Source organism: Haloarcula sp. 1CSR25-25 (assembly GCF_032027985.1).
Lineage (GTDB): Archaea > Halobacteriota > Halobacteria > Halobacteriales > Haloarculaceae > Haloarcula.
The window spans coordinates 110351-127997 of record NZ_JAHYBW010000009.1 but is presented as its reverse complement, the minus strand read 5'-3'; the positions used below and the strand labels follow the sequence as shown (position 1 = coordinate 127997).

Genomic DNA, 17647 nt, shown 5'->3' with positions numbered 1-17647 from the left:
TCCCTCGAACAGAGTTTCCGAGTCAGAAACACCCTGTGGGGTTTTAGTACACATCGGCCAGTAGGTGGAGGTAGCCGCCGGTCGGAGGCGGTCCCCGAAAAGTATCCGACAAACCCCACCATCACCCGTTCCCCGCTTGGGGCTGGAGCCCACCGAGTGCCCTCTGACATGCCGTCCTCACGCGCTCCACTCCCCATACTCCCCTCTTATTGTTTCACCCGTGTATAGAAATGCCCGACGTACTCCAACTATAATTCAGCATCTATTCACCAGAACACAAACAACTATACTCCTACGGGGAGAGAGCCGTGATACGGAGATCATGACACTCCTTAACACATCTACGGCCGTCGTCACCGGAGGGTCCAGCGGACTGGGCCGCAGTATCTGTGAACACTTCGCCGCCGAGGGTGCGAACGTCGTCGTGGCCGACGTGCGTGAAGAGCCACGCGAGGGTGGCACCCCAACCCACGAACTGCTCGAATCCGAGTACGACGTTTCAGCGACCTACGTCGAGTGTGACGTGACCGAGAAGAGCGACCACGAGGCAGCGGCCGACGCGGCGTCGGACCTCGGGACGCTCGACATCTGGGTGAACAACGCGGGTGTCTTCCGGGCTGAGGAGTTCACCGAGGTCACCGAGGACGAGTACGACTGGCTGATGGATATCAATGTCAAGGGCACCTTCTTCGGCGCACAGGTCGCTATCGAACGGATGCTCGACGCTGGAACCGAGGGTAACATCATCAATCTCTCCAGCGTGGCCGGTCTCTCCGGGTCCGACAACTTCGTCACGTACTGCACGTCGAAAGGCGCCGTGCGCCTGATGACGTACTCGCTTGCCGACAAGTACGGACCTGAGGGCATCAATACGAACGCCATCCACCCGGGTATCATCGAGACGAAGATGGTGAGCGAGGACGTGCCCATCATCGGGTCAGAGAGCGAGGAAGCGTTCCTCCAGCAGGTACCCGCTCGACGGTTTGGACAGCCCGAAGACATCGGGGACGCCGCCGTCTACCTGGCCAGCGACATGAGCGACTACGTCAACGGCGAGTCGCTGGTCGTCGACGGCGGGATGACCAATACCTGAGCGGAGGAGAGCCACTACGTCGCCCAGTCGGCGAGTTCGGCGAGCACCTCGACATTCAGCATCAGCATGCAGTACGTGGATGGGACGGGACCGATTGTTCTGCATCCGCAGGCCGGGTATCATTCAACAGTTCTCGCACCCTGCCCTGTCGGTCTGGGGTCCCGGTATGAACGCATCCACACTGAGGATTCAGAATATATGGGCGAACGAAACAGTCCCGCTAGATCAAAGTATTGCAGTCACAGGCGTCTTGTTCAATTCAATCAGTCAGTCCGAGCTGTTCAAACGTAGCTACCTTCGGCTCCCATCTTCGCGGGTAGCCGATACGCGCCCTCTATTCATCACGACACGCACTGGCAACTTTCGGAGACGAGGATTCAGCCCGTGCAATGCTCGGAGCCTGTATCCACAGACCGTAGATTATCCGGCTTGAAGAGGGAACGTGATGGTCCGGGAACCATCGATACGCACCCAGAGCGGGGCCAGTTCGTTTCCTAAAACGAGTCGTCGGTGCCGCCTCACTAACTACAGATTCATCGGACCAGATCCTGAATGAGGAACAGAAACCAACCCGCTCTCAGGACCAAGCCACGACACGGTTGGTGTCTGGATCGTAATCAATCACGCAGAGACTATCCATCTTCGGCAAATGGATGTGATGCAGTTTCATTGCGACTTGGTCGATGCTGGTCTCCTCAATATCTGGCATGTCCTTCTCCCGTTTGACGACGGCCGCCGCGATATCGTCAAGGTCAATCGGGAAGCGCAACTCCGCCAGGGCAGCCAGCGTCGTCCGGCGTCGCCTCACCGCCATCAATCGATGATAGTCGTCTTCACTTAACGACTCTACCCCTACGTACGTCTCTGAATTTCGTTGTTGTGTCTGGCTCATAGTGATTCTCTCTTCAGTGAACCGGCCTCGACCGGCTTACTCTCTCAAGTTCCTCATTGCGGGTAGTATCGTCGCCTACAATGTGAGGTGTTCGAGACGGGAACTGGGGTCGATTGCGACCCACGTCCATCCGGTTCTGGGTCGGAAGTTTACAACTCATCTACAGGTGGGATCAGGTGGCATCTTTCAATCACCCTCCAACGACGGAGCCTTCATACTTCTTCGGATGCTCACAGAGCGTAATGAACACCAAGCCACTGACGGGCGCGCTCCGCGAGACTCTCGCGCTCTTCGACAGCAAGGTGGCGCCGCGGACGACCTCGGAAATCGCCGGTGAACTCGACTTGGGCCGTCGGAGCACCTACGATCGCCTCGAGCGCCTGGTCGACCAGGGCCGCTTGCGAACGAAGAAGGTGGGCGCAAACGCCCGCGTCTGGTGGCGACCACCGACTGATGACGACGGTAGAGATGGAGACAAACAGCCCCAGTTAGAGTCCCTCGTGGACGCTGTGGAGGAGTACGCTATCTTCCTGCTCGATCCCCAAGGGTACGTCAAGACATGGAATCCCGGGGCCGAAGAAATCAAAGGCTACACCGAAGAGGAAATCGTCGGCAAACACTTCTCGACGTTTTACCCGGAGGAGCATCGCAAGGCCGACGTCCCTGTTCGGAACCTCGCGCAGGCCGCCCGCGCCGGCTCCATCGAGGTCGAGGGTTGGCGTATGCGCGCCGATGGGACGAAATTCTGGGCGAACGCCACAATCACGGCGATGTACGACGACGAGGGCGACCTGGAGGGGTTCGCGAAGGTCACCCGCGACATGACCGACCGCCGCGAAAGAGAACGGCAACTCCGTCGCGAGCGGGACCTGGTCGAGCGCATCCTCGAGACGATCCCCGTCGGTCTTGGCATCGTTTCCGCCGAAGGGGAGCTCGTCCAGACGAACGCGCGGGCCAAGGCGATCTTCGGTGGACACGACGTCGAGGAGGGCTCAGGGATCAAAGACCGCCGGCTTTACGACGCAAATGGCGTCCTGGTTCCCCCAGAAGAGCGGCCCTCCGAACGGGTGTTCGAGACTGGCGAGGCTGTGCGCGATTGGCGGTGTCAGATCGAAGACCCCAGCGGCGGGCGCCGCTGGCTGACGGTGAATGCCGCCCCGCTGGAGGGCGAGGACGGCGAGGTCGAGCGTGTTGTCGTGGCCGGCGAGGACGTCACCCAACTCAAGGAGCAAGCCCGGCAGCTCGGCCGACAGCGCGACGACCTGGAAAGCGAACTGGAGGCGATTTTCGAGCGAATCGACGACGGCTTCTTCGCGCTGGACGAGAAGCTCTGCTTCGTCCATCACAACGACCAGGTGGCCGACGCGTTCGGCCGTGCCGCAGGCGAGTTCATCGGCGAGCACGTCTGGGACGTCCTCGAACCCGGTCAGAAGGCCGAGGCCGCCTTCGAGGAGGCTCTGGAGACGGACGAATCGGTGACATTCGAGGAATATTACGAACCGATGGAGACGTGGTTCGAGACCCACGTCTACCCCTCCGAGACAGGCCTGTCGGTGTACTTCCGGGACGTCACTGAGCGCAAGCACCGTCGACAGGAACTCGAACGCTATCGCAGCGTCGTGGAGACGATGAGCGAGGGGGTGTACATCGTCGGGGACGACGGCCACATCTCCCTCGTCAACGACCAGTACGCGTCGATGGTGGGCCGGTCGAAAGATGACCTCCAGGGTGCCCACGTCTCAACAGTGGTCGACGACAAGCCGACGCTGGAACAGGCTTCCGTCCTTGAGTCGGAGTTGATCGACGGGGAGAGAGACTCGGCGACGCTCGAAGCCGAACTGCAGCGGCCGGACGGGGAACCGTGGATAGGTGAGGCGACCTTCACGGTGACGGCGACCAACGGCAATCACGAGCGCATCGGCGTCGTGCGGGATGTTACCGAGCGAAGGGAACGCGAGCGGCGACTCGAACAGTACGAGCAGCTCGTTGAGACCATCTGGGACGGCGTGTACGCACTCGACGAGGATGATCGCTTCGTCATCGTAAACGAGGCGTTCTGCGACCTCGTCGGCTACGACCGCGAGGAAATCCTCGGAGCAAAAGCAACGCTCATCAACAGCAAGCAAATCAACGAGGCTGCCAACGAACTGGAAGCGGAGGTACTCGGCGGCGACAGCGACGTCGGCGTCCTCGAGTTTGAGCTCGAGTCTGCGGATGGCCACACCGTGCCCGTGGAAACCCTACTCGGTCCGTTCGAGTACGGGGACGAACGCGTCGGTCGCTGTGGGGTAACCCGCGACGTCAGCGAGCGCAAAGAGCGCGAGCGCGAACTCGAACGCCGTGTCTGCCAGCAACGTGTGGTCGCAAACCTCGGGCAGGATGCCCTCGACACCGAGAACCTCGACGAGTTGTTCACAGAGGCGACAGAGATGATCGCAGAGGCACTCGACCACGATTACTGTAAGGTGCTTGACCTCGACTGTGACACCGACGAACTCCTCCTCCGGCAGGGTGTCGGCTGGGACGACGGCATCGTCGGGTCGGCAACGGTCTCCGCCGTCGAGGCCGAGTCCCAGGCAGCCTACACGTTGGAGAGTTGCGACCCGGTGATCGTCGAGGACCTGACGACGGAGGCGCGGTTTTCCGGGCCTGCTCTGTTGACGAACCACGACGTGAAAAGCGGAATCAGCGTCGTCATCGGCTCGAACGACGACCCGTGGGGCATACTTGGGACCCATGACACCACGGTGAATGAGTTCTCTGACCACGACGTCGAGTTCATCCAGACGGTCGCGACCATCCTCGCGACGGCTATCGAACGCCGCCAGTATGAGAGCCGGCTCGTCCGCAACAATGAGGAACTCGCCGCCCATAACAGTTTGAACGAGGTCGTACGCGAGATCACTGAGGCCGTCATCGAACAGTCCACGCGCGAGGAGATCGAGGCGACCGTCTGCGAGCACCTCGCCGAGTCAGAGTCCTACAAGTTCGCCTGGATCGCCGAGGTGGACAGCCATACTATGGCGCTCGATCCCCACGTCGAAGCCGGCATAGACGGCTACCTCGATGAGGTTTCCATCTCGGTTGACCCGGACGAGCCGTCGGGGCAGGGGCCAAGTGGCAAGGCAATTCGGACACTGGAGATACAGACCACCCCAAACGCGATGACCGATCCCGATTTCGAGCCCTGGCGCGAGCACGCAAAGACGTACGGCTACCGGTCATCGGCCGCGATTCCTATCACCTACGAAGGAACGCTCTACGGACTGCTCGGCGTCTACGCGGACCGACCAACGGCGTTCGAGGGCCAGGAAAAGAAAGTCATCGACCAGCTTGGCGAGATTGTCGGCCACGCCATCGCCGCCGCCGAGCGCAAGCAGGCGCTGATGAGTGACGAACTCGTCGAACTCGACTTCCACATGGATGGAATTATCGACGAACTGGGCGTGTCGATGCCGGCCAACGAACGGATTACGCTCGAACGGGCGGTCCCACGTGGCGGCGACAGGTTCATCGTCTACGGGACTGCGACGCCCGGTGCCGTCGAGACCGTCAAGGATATCGTCGACGTGCTCGAGTACTGGGAGTCAGTCGAGTTCCGCGATGGTGGTGATCTGCGGCGCTTCGAACTCCAGGTGAGCAATCCACCGGTGCTGTCGACGGTCGCTTCCCTCGGCGGCTACGTCGAAGAGGCCGTCCTCGTGGATGGTGACTTCAATCTCCGGATTCACCTCGCACCCAGCGTCGACGTGCGCCGGGTCATCGACGCCGTTGAGGCGGCGTATCAGACTGCCGAGATGCGCCGGCGCCGCCAGATAATGCGCGCCGCCGCCGACCCACAACGAATACAGCGCGAACTCCTGTCGGACCTGACCGAGAAACAGCGGGCCACGCTTGAGGCCGCCTACCATGCGGGCTTCTTCGACTGGCCGCGGGACGCTTCCGGTGAGGAGATGGCGGATTCGCTGGGGGTGGCGCCACCGACGTTCCATCAACACCTCAGGAAGGCACAGGCGAAGGTCTTCGACTCGTTACTATCGGCCGAGACACCGTCGTAGCTGGCACCACTCCAGGAACCGCTGAACGAACACCACACGTCTATCCCATCTCAGGGGGTTTGCACTACGGATTCTTCGGGTGAGCAGTATCTCCGCTGCATTGCGAGACTGAGTGCGACCTCTATGGAGAAAGATTCCCGTCCCTCCTCACGTTTCTCCAGACGACAACGGCGAACTCGGACCACAGGACCAGCCCGAAAATGAGTCCACGTGGCGCTGTTGAAATCCGTAGTGAGTCACAGATTCAGTCGGTAGTTCGAGTAGATGCAGACTCGCCCAAAGTCACGGTTGCTCCGGGTTGTCGAGGACGCATTTGAGTTAGCGCAACGTGCCGGGCTCGATACCCCTCGAAGTTCTCGAAACAACGCCACACGCTCCATCAGCACCCTGTGTCTCAACGGTCGGAAAGACACAACGTATCGACCACTTCTCGACGACGGGCGTCTCCTGGCAGCGCCTGGTCGGGTGAATCCTGCAGTCGCGACTGTGCCGGCCCCGAGCAGCCAGTCCGAATTTGAAGGTGGGCATTGTATTTCTCCTCGGTTACTCGTATGACCGTTCGGGAGTTATCACAATGTGTGTGAATCCAAGCAGTAGACCGTTATAAGCCGTGTATGGGGCGTTCTAATCGTTTTCAGGGATAGAAACGTGTAGCCGCCGAATTCGCCGAGGGTACGGTTCGCCCGCCCCGTTCATGATGGAAGAGTTGAAAGACAGAAATAGTGACAGGACTCACTTTGGAATGTTAACCACAACTGCAGAAAGTTTCCCTCCCCTACTATGTCCTGTAACAATTCATCAGGCGGTAGACGGTAGCGCACAGCTTCGAATTGTTTCAGCTATTCCGTAACTATGCAACTCCAAGGACTTCTCACACAGATCGAACACGCACTCGCCCCGGTTCGCCACGTCATGAAACCGATACTCTCGGACCCGCTGGTGATGGGTGTCTGGGCGCTGTTGGTCGTCGCGTCCGTCGGCACCCTCTGGTGGGACATCCGTGAGCGGAATCAGGCGCTTCCGTCGTTGATGAAAGGCGTCTGGACGCTCGTCGTCCTCTACTCCGGTCCGTTCGGCCTCGCAGTCTACTGGTACTCCGGTCGGACCCAGATCAGCAACGACTCGCTGTGGCGCCGGGGGTGCCGCTCGACTGCGCACTGCTACTCTGGGTGTGGCGCCGGTGAGGTCCTCGGGTTCGCGCTCCTTGCGGGCCTGCTCGCACTCCAGAGTACGCTCGTCGTCACAGCAGGGACGTTCGCGCTCGCGTATCTGTTCGGGTACGCCCTGACGGTCGGCCCGCTGATGCAGGAGGGTGTCGGCTTCGGGGAGGCGATGCTCGACGCCCTCTACAGCGAGACACCGAGCATCACCATCATGGAGATCGCTGCTATCGGGACGGACCTGTTGATCGCCAGCCAGGCCCACATCTCCGATCTGCTGTTCTGGGGCGCGCTCGCGTTCTCGCTATCCGTCGGGTTCGTTTTCGCGTTCCCGGTCAACGCCGTTCTGGTCTACTTCGGTGTCAAGGAAGGTATGAAGAATCCGGCCGAGATAGGACAGCGCGGTCGACAGGCACAAGCCGCCGACTAGGGCATCTCACGATACTGATTCAGCCGTCATCAACATCGATGGCGAACTTGCCGCGTGTCCCTGCACAGTCACGACAGAACCGGTCGACAACCGAGATACCTTCACCGTCAAACCAGCTCGAAGGCTCCGGATGCACTGACCTACGTTTGTTCCCCAACAGATCCCTGAGTCCGGGCCGTTGTCGGTACTCGGCGGTCGATACAACCATACCGAGGGGGTGGTTGTGGAAACGGTCGGCGTTCAACCGTCGAATCCGGACGAGCGATGGTCCCGAACCCGACTTTTCTGAAGGCCCACCCTTACGAATCATCGTCGCGCTATCCACGGAGCAGTACGTTCATTTCAGTTCCCAAGAAATATCTGTCTCATGCCTGCCACCGTTCTCGTGGCCTTCGACGGCTCGCCGCTTTCAGAGCGTGCGCTCACATACGCTATCGAGACGTTCCCGGACGCACACATCACGTCGGTCTACGTGATTAATCCCGCGGACTCGGTTATCGACGTGGAGGCTGGCGGCTTACCAGTCGCCGAAGACTGGTACGAGAATGCGAAAGAAGAGGCAACCAGAATCCACACGACGGCCACGGACCTCGCGGCAGAACGGGATAGCGAACTCGATACTGTCACGGAAGTCGGCAAACCGGCACGAGCGATCCTCGAATACGCTGCCGACAACGACATCGATCAGATTGTTATGGGCAGCCACGGCCGTTCAGGAATCGACCGTTTGCTCCTCGGGAGCGTCGCCGAGAGAGTCACCCGCCGAGCACGGATTCCGGTGACGGTCATCAGCTGAATTGTACGAACCAGAAAGAGAGGAGGACTCCAGAATATCGAGGACCCGCCCTCGTATGCGGTTAGACGAAGACACAGTGACATACCCACAATGCAAAGTCAACTCACAGTGTATGAGGAGAGCGCGTGACCGTTACTGAATCACCCCCGCTATCGACGTGTACGGTCCAGATAGAACGACGAGGCGGTCGCGGCGAGGCGGGAGCGCGAGCGCTCGAACGACACCTCCGGGACACGCCCGGCGTCCACGACGTCGACGTCTCGTTCCGAACGGGGAGCGCCCGGCTCACCTACGACGAGAGCGTCACCTCGGAGGAGCAACTTCGTGAAGCGGTCCGCAACCGTGACGTCACGATTCAAGACGATCCTGACACGGCAACCGACGAGGTGACCACCCGCTCGGAACTCAGACGGGAGGCAGTGTTCGTCGGTCTGACGCTGGCCGGCATGGTGACCGGCCTGGCGACAGGGTGGCTCAGTGGACCGTCACTCCTCGGGTGGGCTGGCTACGGCGTCGCGTATGTCTTCGGCGGGTGGTACGGGCTCAAGGGGGCCATCGAGACGCTCCGGCATCGCGCGGTCGATATCGACCTGTTGATGATCGTCGCGGCGCTCGGTGCCCTCTCGATAGGAGCCCCGTTCGAAGGTGCGATGCTTCTCTTCCTGTTCTCGCTATCGAACACGCTCCAGCACTACGCTATCGGCCGTTCCCGTCGGGCGATCAAGTCCCTCGTCGAGATGCGGCCGGACGAAGCGCAGGTCCTGCGTGACGGTGAGGAGGTGACGGTTCCCATCGACGACGTCGCAGTCGGTGACGTGTTCGTCCTCCGACCTGGTGACCGAATTCCACTCGACGGCGTCGTTACGTCCGGCGAGGGAACGGTCGACCAAGCCTCGCTCACCGGCGAATCCGTCCCCGTGCCGAAAGAGCCCGGCGACGAGGTGTTCGGCGGGACTATAAACGAGAGCGGGAGCCTCGAAATCGAGGTCACGCGGCAGGCCCACGAATCGGCGATCAGCCGCCTCATCCACATGGTCGAACGTGCCCAGAGCGAGAAGGCACCGACACAGCGGCTCATCGACCGTCTCGAACAGCCATACGTCCTCGGCGTGTTCGCCCTCACGATTGCGGCGATTGCGATTCCGCTCGCGCTCGGGAGCGAGTTCACGGGGACGTTCTACCGCGCGATGACGCTCATGGTCGCCGCCTCCCCGTGTGCGGTCATCATCTCGACGCCCGCGGCAGTCCTCTCAGCAATCGCCTCCGGCGGGCGGCAGGGCGTCCTGTTCAAAGGTGGCGAGCACGTCGAGAGCGCGGCACGCATCGATGCGGTCGCCTTCGACAAGACCGGGACACTCACACAGGGCGACACGGAGTTGACCGACGTGTTCGTCCGTGACGGGACGACGGACCAGACACTGACCGAGGACGGACTGCTCTCCATCGCGGCCGCGGTGCAGGCCCGCTCGGAACACCACCTCGCCCGTGCGACCGTGAGAGCAGCAAAAGCCCGGTCACTCACTGTCGCTGACGCGGAGCGGTTCCAGTCAGCCGCCGGGAAAGGGGTCAAAGCGGACGTCGAAGGCACGACGACCCATATTGGGAATCGCAGTTACTTCGAGACCGTTCTCGGAGACGCGGCAATCGATGGCCTCGAAGGAGGCCTTGATCGCCTCCAAACCTTAGAGACGGAGGGGAAAACGAGCGTCCTCGTCGCCCGAGAGAGCCACGGCGAAGTCAGCGTCCTGGGGTGGCTCGCATTCACCGACACCGTTCGCCCTGACGCTGCCGAGATGATCGACGACCTCCGCTCGCTCGGTGTGGAGCACATCGTCATGCTAACAGGCGACAACGAGCGCGTCGCACAGCGGATCGCCGACGAGGTCGGCATCGACGAAGTGCAGGCTGAACTGCTGCCGGAGGAGAAAGTGGCGACCATCGAAGCACTGGTCGAGCGACACGAGAACGTGGCGATGGTCGGCGACGGCGTCAACGACGCGCCGGCGCTTGCCACGGCAACCCTCGGCATAGCCATGGGTGGCGCAGGGACCGACGTCGCCCTCGACACTGCTGACGTGGTACTAATGGGTGACGACCTCAGCAAGATTCCCTACGTCCTCAGTCTCGGACGCAAGACCCGCCGAACGCTCACCGTCAATCTCGCCATCGCGTTCGGTGCGATTGCACTCATGGTCGGCACCATCCTCCTCCGAGGGATTCCGCTGCCGCTTGCAGTGATTGGGCACGAGGGTTCGACGGTACTCGTCTCGCTGAACGGCCTTCGGTTGCTTGGCTTTCGTGGGTGAACTGTCTGTGAATGGGACCGCCCACAGCCTGTCTCGCACAGGGGTCGCCCTCACCCGAGCGCCCGGCCGCCCAGGATTCGGTGGAGCGCTCTATGGGCCCCTCTCACCAGGTCGGACGAACAGCGCCGCCTGACTGTCAGCGAGAGTCACCGTGTCGCTCGGAGCAGAGATATCCAGTCCCGGTGAGGAGAGCGCGACATCCCAGCCGTTCTCGTCGATGCCCGCGAGAGCAGTCGGGGTCACAGTTTCGGCAACGCCCTCCATCGTCCCGACGAACAGGAGCTCCTCTCCAGTTTCCGGATCGGTGCGGTGGCCGTAGTACAGCACGGTCCCGTCAGTCGGGTAGACGTAGTCGAGGTCGTCCTCGCCCGTGAAATCCGTCGCCACCCAGTCGTGCTCGTGGCGGAACTGCCTGACGGCGAGGTCGAACGCGGTTCGTTCGTCGTCCTGCGCGTCCGTCCAGTGTGATAGCGTGGAGAAGTGCGCCACGTCGCGCATCCAGTCGCGACCCAGCTGTTCCAGGTCCTCGACGGAGAGGTCGTCGCCGATGGGTGTGCCGGCCACGGAGAGAAGCGTCGCCATCTCGGTCTTGTCGTAGTCTGTCATGCTGACGGCGTCGCTGAGACGTGCCAGGAACGCGCTCAGGTCCTCGCGGCTCTCGAAGCCCCACTCTTTGAGGCGAGTGAAAAAGCGGTCGTCCGCGAAGTCACGGTCACGGACCTGCCACTCGGGGAAGTTCTTCTCCTCGGCGAGCACTTTCAGGTTCCAGACGGCGTCCGTATCGCGGACGAAGCCCCACGGGGCCCGCATGTTGGCGTGCGTGAAATCCATCGGACACCCGGGCATGAAGCCGTGGAACAGGATCGTCGTGGCGGGGTTGTTGTAGGCCCGGTCGAGCTGTTCCTGGCGGCTATCACCGAGATATCGGTTTATCTGTGGCTGGCTGAACGGTGGGTCCGGTTCGAGCTGTGTCCCGCGACGGATCGTGTCGTGGTTCGCGACCCCGGAGATCCAGTTTTCGCCCATATCCGCGACTTCGCGGACGCGCCACCACTTCGTCGCCCAGAACGTCTGGAGTGCCGGCGTGTTGTGAGCGAAGGTGACCGGCCCCCACTGGTAGGCGTGGGGGTGCTCCTCGATGAGCGTCCGGTACGTCGAGGCCAGTTCCCAGTCCGACCGCGGCCAGGGGCGGCCGTCCTCGTAGATCATCCACGGGCGGTACTCGACGCCGGCCACCTCCTGTGTCACCCGGTCCATCTCGGCCAGGTACTCGTCGTCGTGCCACTCCTCTTCGGCTTCGGAGTCCCAGTTCGTGAAATCCTGTGCGCCGTCGACGCGGATACCGTCCGCCCCGAAGTCCATCTTGCGGCGCTGGAGTTCGAGCAGGCCCGCACGGACGACCGGCTGGGTGTAATCGAGCTCCTGCCCGTACATCCCCGGTCCAGCGAACCACTCGTCGTTGAGCAAGGGGAGCGCGCCGTTGTCGGCGTGGCCCAGGGCGATGTCGAAAACGACCTTGACCGGGTCCGGCATCGTGTGCAGGGTCGCGATGAGGTCGACGAGTTCGTCCGGCCGACGGCTCTCCAGGATGGCCGGGTTGACCGTTCCGAACCCCGAGATGACGATATCGTACCCCCAGTTAATCATATCGGGCCGTCTGACCGTCGCTGTGAGTTGCGACTCGCTCTCGGCCTCGGGAAGCCAGTAGCCCAGTTCGTCCTCGTTCTGTGTAATCGGGGCGAGCGGCATCAGCTGGACGGCGTCGTACCCGGTGAAGTTGCGCTCGGCCGGCGTCAGCGCCTCGCCGTCGCGCTGTTTCTGTCCGATCTGCTCGAATCGACTGGTGAGTCCCGCAAGCGTGCCCGACTCCGTCGCGGTTCCCGGATGGACCTCGAGCATGCTGGTCGCCGGCTCGAAGCGAGGCGACCCGTCGTCCTCGTGAGCCTGGGGGGCGACGCCGTCTTCCGCGAGCGCCTGGAAGTACGAACGGTCCTCTCGCTGTTCATCGAGTCGGTCCATGTCATACAGCTCGGGGGGCCCGTACGCGCCGAAGGGCAGTGACTCGGCGAAGGGGTCGGTGATGGTCTCCCGCCCGCCGTCCTGCTCGTAGCTGAGACGGTAGAGCGTCCCGAGCCGGTCCCGCGTCCCCGGCCGTGGGCCGTCGACGGCGACCCACGTGAACTCGCCGTCCCGACGCGTCTCCACGAGCTGTCTGTCGAAGGCGACGGTCTGCTCGGATGCGGTGAGGTCTACCGGCTCGGTCGCCGTCAGCAGTTCGAGATCGACGGCATCGGCCGGCACCTCACCGACAAGCTCCGGCGTCCAGAACCCGAACTCGGCGTGACCGTCCCGCCAGTGTGCACCGAGCCGAGATGTGATATGCTTTGCCGCTTCGAACCGGCTGTCGTGTTCGTCGAGTCGCTCGCGTTGCCAGCGACACAGCGCTTCGGTCGCGTCTGCCAGGAAAGTGACCCGGTCCATCAGCACTCATCCCGTGGCCTGTCTAGTGCTCGCATAGCAGGCAGTTTCTCTCACGAGCGGTATGAGCGTTTCCCCGCCCGTTGTACTGTTCTATGGTACCGTTGCGAACCGATTCCCCCGGACGTGGGCCTGCGAGACGCCTGCTCGGTGAAGAGCCGATTGGTACTGTGAGTAGTGCTAGTATCGAACAGCGGGAGTGTTCACGGGCAGTGCAGTAACCGTTTCGTAGCAACTCGTTTGTCAGTTCCTACGAGAGCGGTCGGTGCATTGTCGTCACCGGCCATCAACTCGGACTGAACGGGTAGCTTCGGCGGTGGGGGACCAGCAGACCACCGCCACCGGGGGCGGCAGAAAGCATTTTACTGGATGTGGAGAACTGTCAGCTATGCCAAACCGGTCGCGACGTTCCCTCCTCGGGCTGCTGGGGGCCGGCGCCGCTGCGCTGCTGGGCGGCTGCCAGATTGGGTCCCAGACCGGGACGCCGTCCGAGCGGTCGACGTCGACCGCATCGTCGGCAGCGACGGCGAGCGAAACGGGGCCAGGAACTGAGAAGTCGAGCGAAGTAGATTGCGACACCGCATCGCGGCCCGGGACAGCCTGGCCGGTGCCACGGCGGAGCCCCGCCCGCGACAGCTACGTCGCCGACCCGGAGGGGTTCGATGACGCGCCGGCGGTCGCCTGGGAGGCCGAGCCGACCGTGCCAGACGACAGCTATGCAACGCCGTTATACGGCCAGCCGGTCGGTGACAGCGACGACATCTACCTCACGAACCAACTGGACAAGGGTCCCGAACGCCCCATGTACGGACACGTCCACGCCCTGGACGCCGAGAGCAGTGACCGGCGGTGGGCATCCAGGCAGTTCCGGTCCCCGTCACATCCGGTCGTCTGGGGGAATCTGGCGGTCGTCTTCGCCGAGACCGAGGACCGCAACGCACTGGTGGTCACGTTCGACCGGACGGACGGGACCCGTCGATGGACGCGCGAGTTCACTGCCCAGTCAAGCGGGTTCATCGCCGGCGATGACCGCCTCTACCTCGCGCTGGAAGAGAGCTCCGACCGGGGAACTATCCGCGCGCTGACCGACGACGGGTCGACCGCCTGGAGTCGTGCGGCTGCGTTCGGCCACCACGTGACTGAGGGGCCGGTCGTCGGGGCCGATGTCGTGTACATCGCAACGCGCGAGGGCAGACTCCACGCGCTTGATCGCAGCGACGGGACCACTGTCTGGACGTCCCGGTTCCAGGACCCGGAGGAGCGGCGACCGTTCGTCACTGATCTGATCGCGACCGACTGTAGCGCCGTCACGGTGGTCGAAGGGGTGGTGAAGGCGGTCGACGACGGGGGCAGCCTCCGCTGGGAACTCGGCGGCGACCACGGACAGATGGCGACCGACGGGAGGAGGATATATGTCGGGGCTGACCTCGGTGACGGGACACGGGAACTCCGAGCGGTGGACGCGGAGACCGGCGAGGTCCGCTGGACCGTCGGGCGGACAGTCGCGAGCTACGAGCCGCCCGTCGTCACGGCCGATACCGTCTTCGTTCGATTCGACGAGAGCATCAGGGCCCTGGACAAGACGGATGGCACTGAGCGCTGGCGGACGGACGCTGCCATAGATAGGCTAGCCCTGGTCGACGGGACGTTGTACGGCATCGACGGGGGGACACTCCTCGCGTTGCGGTGACGCTCGCGGACCGACGACTCACTCCTCGTCGTGGACCCCGGAGAATTCGAAGCGAGCGCCGCCCTCGTCGCTGCCGGTCACGTCTATCTGCCAGTCGTGGGCTGCAGCGATCTCGCTCACGATGGACAGCCCCAGTCCCGTCCCGTCGCTTGCTGTCGAGTACCCCGATTCGAGAACCCGCTCGCGGTCCTGGACCGGGATTCCGACCCCGTCGTCCGCGATATAGAACCCGGCCCCGTTGTCGAGGGCCCCAACCCTGATCACCACGTCGGCTCCGCCGTGCTCGATAGCGTTCCGGAAGAGGTTCTCGAAGAGTTGCTGGAGCCGCGTGGAATCGGCGATAAACGTCCAGTCGCTGTCGACGGTGAGAGTCGCGGTGTCCGATTCAACGACGGCCCAGGCCTCCTTGGCAACCACAGAGAGGGTGACGCGGTCGCGCTCGGCTATCGGTTGGCCCTGTCGGGCAAGCGCGAGCACGTCCTCGATAAGTCCCTCCATGCGGTCGAGGGCGCGGCCTGTCGCGGCCAGGTGTTCGCTGTCGTCTTCCCCCCGAAGGTACTCGACACGACCCTGTGCGACGTTCAGCGGGTTTCGAAGGTCGTGTGAGACCATGCTCGCAAACTGCTCCAGTCGCTCGTTCTGGCGCTCCAGTTCACGGCGGTACTCCTCGCGTTCGGTCACGTCGGTGAACGCCACCGATGTCCCCAGGCGACTCCGGTCGGTCGTGAACGGTCGGACGCCGAGGTGGTAATACTTGAACCCGCCCGTCAGTTCGAGTTCGAAGACGGCGTCGTCCTGGCCGCCGTTGATGTACTCGGCGATTTCTGGGAGCACTGAGTCGATGTCCTCGCCCACCTCGAGGTCGGGAAACAGCTCCTTGGCCTTCCTGTTGAAATCGCGGACCCGGGACTCGTCGTCCAGGACAAGCACCGGGTCGTCCTGCTGACCGGTCAGCTGGACGGTCTGGAAATCGTCGATGAAAACGAAGAGCACGCCGACAGCGAAAGCGGCCACCCCCAGGGGCTCGTACGTGATATTGATTATCGTCGGACTGACGACTGCGAGCGCATCGAGGACAATCGGGAGTCCCGTGAGCCCGATGAGTCCGAACAGGGGTTTGGTGTCGTGTCCCACCTGCCGAAACAACTCGAAGAGCATGAAATAGCCGACGACGGCCAGCGCGTAGGCGATACCCATGGCGAGCCAGTGCAGCTCCTGTGAGAGAATCGAGAGATGCGGGAACGGAGTGGCCAACACCTCCGACTGAAAGTACCGCTGGTGGAGCGGGTTCGTGAGTTTCACGAGCGAGATGAGGACGAACACAGCGACCGCGGCCCACCGAATCGGGGTGGATTTGTGCAGATTGCGCCCGGTGTACGCCGAGCAGAAGTACAACCACGGTCCGACGGTGCTGAGTCCGACGAGCAGGCCGGCGTGGTAGAACGCGAGTTTGAGTTCGATGGACGGAGCGAGAAGGAATCCGAGGTGGGCTACCGACCACCCACCACTTGTGACCAGCAGGGCGACCAGGCCCAGTCGGGTGCCGTCGTTGGTGATTGCACGAGCACGGGGGAGACTTGCGAAACAGGCGAGTGCCGAAACCCCGAACAGAAGAACGTACGCTACAAAAACTGGGTTGAGAGGAGGCGAAAGAGTCGACACTATACTAATAGCCGCAAAATGCTATGCGAAATTAAATCTGTTGCTCGCGGTGAACTGCCTCGGCCTGCCCGCCTGTAGATGGGTCACGATTCGAGGGGAGAATCCCGCCGTTTACCGCGGGAAGGATGTCACTCGTCGGCGAGGTCGTCGCCGAGCGAGCCCTCGTACTTCTCCTGGTCTGCTTCCGGGAGGTACTGGTCTTCCCACTCGACGACTTCCGGGAAGCCAGAGAACTCGTGGAGGCTTCCGAGCGACTGGGCGTCGAAGGCATCGTCGACGCCGCGCATTGCCGCGGCCGGGTCCTCGGCGAAGGCCTGCATGTCGGCGTGGACGTTCGCAATCGTCGACAGCGTCGAGAGGATAGGGAACAACACGACGTCGAACCCCCACTCGTCGAGGCTTTCCATGTCGACGTACGGCGAGGTCCCGAGGTCGCCGACGAAGTTGTACAGCAACGGGCCGTCGATGGCCCGCCCGACGCGCTGTAGCTCCTCGGCGTCGGTCGGCCCTTCGACGAAACCGATGTCCGCGCCGGCGTCGAGATAGGCGTTGACCCGGTCGAGCGCCTCGTCGAGTGAGCCGCCACCCGTTCCACGGGCGTCGCTCCGGGCGATAATCACGAACGACTCGTCCCGGTCGTCGCGGACGTCGGCGGCGGCCGCGATTTTCCCGACAGCCTCGTCTTTCGGGATGACCTGTCGCCCCTTCGTGTGGCCACACCGCTTCGGGAACGTCTGGTCCTCGATATGGATCGCACCGACGCCGGCCTTGATGTACTCGCGGACGGTGCGGACGACGTTCGTGGCGTTGCCGTAGCCGTTGTCCGCGTCCGCGATGAGCGGAACGCTGATCCGCTCCTGGATGTTGCTCGCGTTCTCTATCATCTCCGGCATCGTGATGAACCCGGCGTCGGGATAGCCGACCTTCGAGAGGGACGTACCGTATCCCGTCATGTAGATTGCGTCGAACCCGACGGTGTCGGCCACGGCTGCGGTGAGCGGGTCGTGGACGCCGGGGCAGACGAGGAGGTCGTCGCGGTCGAGGCGCTCGCGGAGTGCCGACCCGGAGGTGGTCATGGTCCC

Annotated in this window: 10 protein-coding genes and 1 pseudogene; 7 read left to right on the top strand and 4 right to left on the bottom strand. The window is 62.7% G+C overall.

The window, feature by feature from the left end:
* The first annotated feature begins 322 nt into the window (after positions 1 to 322).
* Positions 323 to 1093, top strand: coding sequence for an SDR family oxidoreductase (locus tag KZ498_RS20670; protein ID WP_312621277.1), 771 nt, complete (start codon positions 323 to 325; stop codon positions 1091 to 1093).
* Between the two features lie 577 nt (positions 1094 to 1670).
* Here KZ498_RS20670 and KZ498_RS20665 read toward each other — a convergent pair.
* Positions 1671 to 1985: a hypothetical protein gene (locus KZ498_RS20665; protein WP_312621276.1), complete on the bottom strand. Its 315-nt coding sequence runs from the start codon at positions 1983 to 1985 to the stop codon at positions 1671 to 1673.
* 242 nt (positions 1986 to 2227) lie between these two features.
* Between KZ498_RS20665 and KZ498_RS20660 the strand changes: the two genes are divergently transcribed.
* From KZ498_RS20660 to KZ498_RS20640, 5 genes and pseudogenes are all read left to right on the top strand, one after another.
* On the top strand, positions 2228 to 6043 hold the full coding sequence (locus KZ498_RS20660; RefSeq protein WP_312621275.1) for a PAS domain S-box protein: 3816 nt from the start codon (positions 2228 to 2230) through the stop codon (positions 6041 to 6043).
* 264 nt (positions 6044 to 6307) lie between these two features.
* A pseudogene (locus tag KZ498_RS20655) lies at positions 6308 to 6547 on the top strand (IS5/IS1182 family transposase); the annotation flags it as partial.
* A 348-nt stretch (positions 6548 to 6895) separates the two neighbouring features.
* The gene (locus KZ498_RS20650) at positions 6896 to 7633 is read left to right on the top strand and encodes a DUF4396 domain-containing protein (protein ID WP_312621273.1); all 738 of its coding nucleotides are present in this window, start codon (positions 6896 to 6898) and stop codon (positions 7631 to 7633) included.
* Between the two features lie 367 nt (positions 7634 to 8000).
* Positions 8001 to 8429, top strand: coding sequence for a universal stress protein (locus KZ498_RS20645; RefSeq protein WP_312621272.1), 429 nt, complete (start codon positions 8001 to 8003; stop codon positions 8427 to 8429).
* Positions 8430 to 8554: 125 nt separating this feature from the next.
* Positions 8555 to 10735: a heavy metal translocating P-type ATPase gene (locus KZ498_RS20640; protein WP_312621270.1), complete on the top strand. Its 2181-nt coding sequence runs from the start codon at positions 8555 to 8557 to the stop codon at positions 10733 to 10735.
* 90 nt (positions 10736 to 10825) lie between these two features.
* Here KZ498_RS20640 and gghA read toward each other — a convergent pair whose 3' ends face one another.
* Entirely contained in the window at positions 10826 to 13216 is a 2391-nt protein-coding gene (gghA, locus tag KZ498_RS20635) for a glucosylglycerol hydrolase (protein WP_312621268.1), read from the bottom strand.
* A gap of 385 nt (positions 13217 to 13601) precedes the next feature.
* On the opposite strand from gghA, the gene KZ498_RS20630 reads away from it, so the two are divergent.
* Positions 13602 to 14903: a PQQ-binding-like beta-propeller repeat protein gene (locus KZ498_RS20630; RefSeq protein ID WP_312621266.1), complete on the top strand. Its 1302-nt coding sequence runs from the start codon at positions 13602 to 13604 to the stop codon at positions 14901 to 14903.
* An 18-nt stretch (positions 14904 to 14921) separates the two neighbouring features.
* On the opposite strand, the gene KZ498_RS20625 is transcribed toward KZ498_RS20630, so the two are convergent.
* Positions 14922 to 16565, bottom strand: a complete 1644-nt coding sequence (locus KZ498_RS20625; RefSeq protein ID WP_312621265.1) for an ATP-binding protein — start codon at positions 16563 to 16565, stop codon at positions 14922 to 14924.
* A gap of 128 nt (positions 16566 to 16693) precedes the next feature.
* On the bottom strand, positions 16694 to 17641 hold the full coding sequence (locus KZ498_RS20620; protein ID WP_312621264.1) for an isocitrate lyase/PEP mutase family protein: 948 nt from the start codon (positions 17639 to 17641) through the stop codon (positions 16694 to 16696).
* Positions 17642 to 17647: the final 6 nt, after the last annotated feature.

What these genes read in the sequence shown, in the direction of transcription:
- gghA (WP_312621268.1), bottom strand. Translation starts at nt 13,216, where the DNA reads ATGGACCGGGTCACTTTCCTGGCAGACGCGACCGAAGCGCTGTGTCGC.
- KZ498_RS20665 (WP_312621276.1), bottom strand. Translation starts at nt 1,985, where the DNA reads ATGAGCCAGACACAACAACGAAATTCAGAGACGTACGTAGGGGTAGAG.
- KZ498_RS20660 (WP_312621275.1), top strand. Translation starts at nt 2,228, where the DNA reads ATGAACACCAAGCCACTGACGGGCGCGCTCCGCGAGACTCTCGCGCTC.
- KZ498_RS20630 (WP_312621266.1), top strand. Translation starts at nt 13,602, where the DNA reads ATGCCAAACCGGTCGCGACGTTCCCTCCTCGGGCTGCTGGGGGCCGGC.
- KZ498_RS20670 (WP_312621277.1), top strand. Translation starts at nt 323, where the DNA reads ATGACACTCCTTAACACATCTACGGCCGTCGTCACCGGAGGGTCCAGC.
- KZ498_RS20650 (WP_312621273.1), top strand. Translation starts at nt 6,896, where the DNA reads ATGCAACTCCAAGGACTTCTCACACAGATCGAACACGCACTCGCCCCG.
- KZ498_RS20645 (WP_312621272.1), top strand. Translation starts at nt 8,001, where the DNA reads ATGCCTGCCACCGTTCTCGTGGCCTTCGACGGCTCGCCGCTTTCAGAG.
- KZ498_RS20620 (WP_312621264.1), bottom strand. Translation starts at nt 17,641, where the DNA reads ATGACCACCTCCGGGTCGGCACTCCGCGAGCGCCTCGACCGCGACGAC.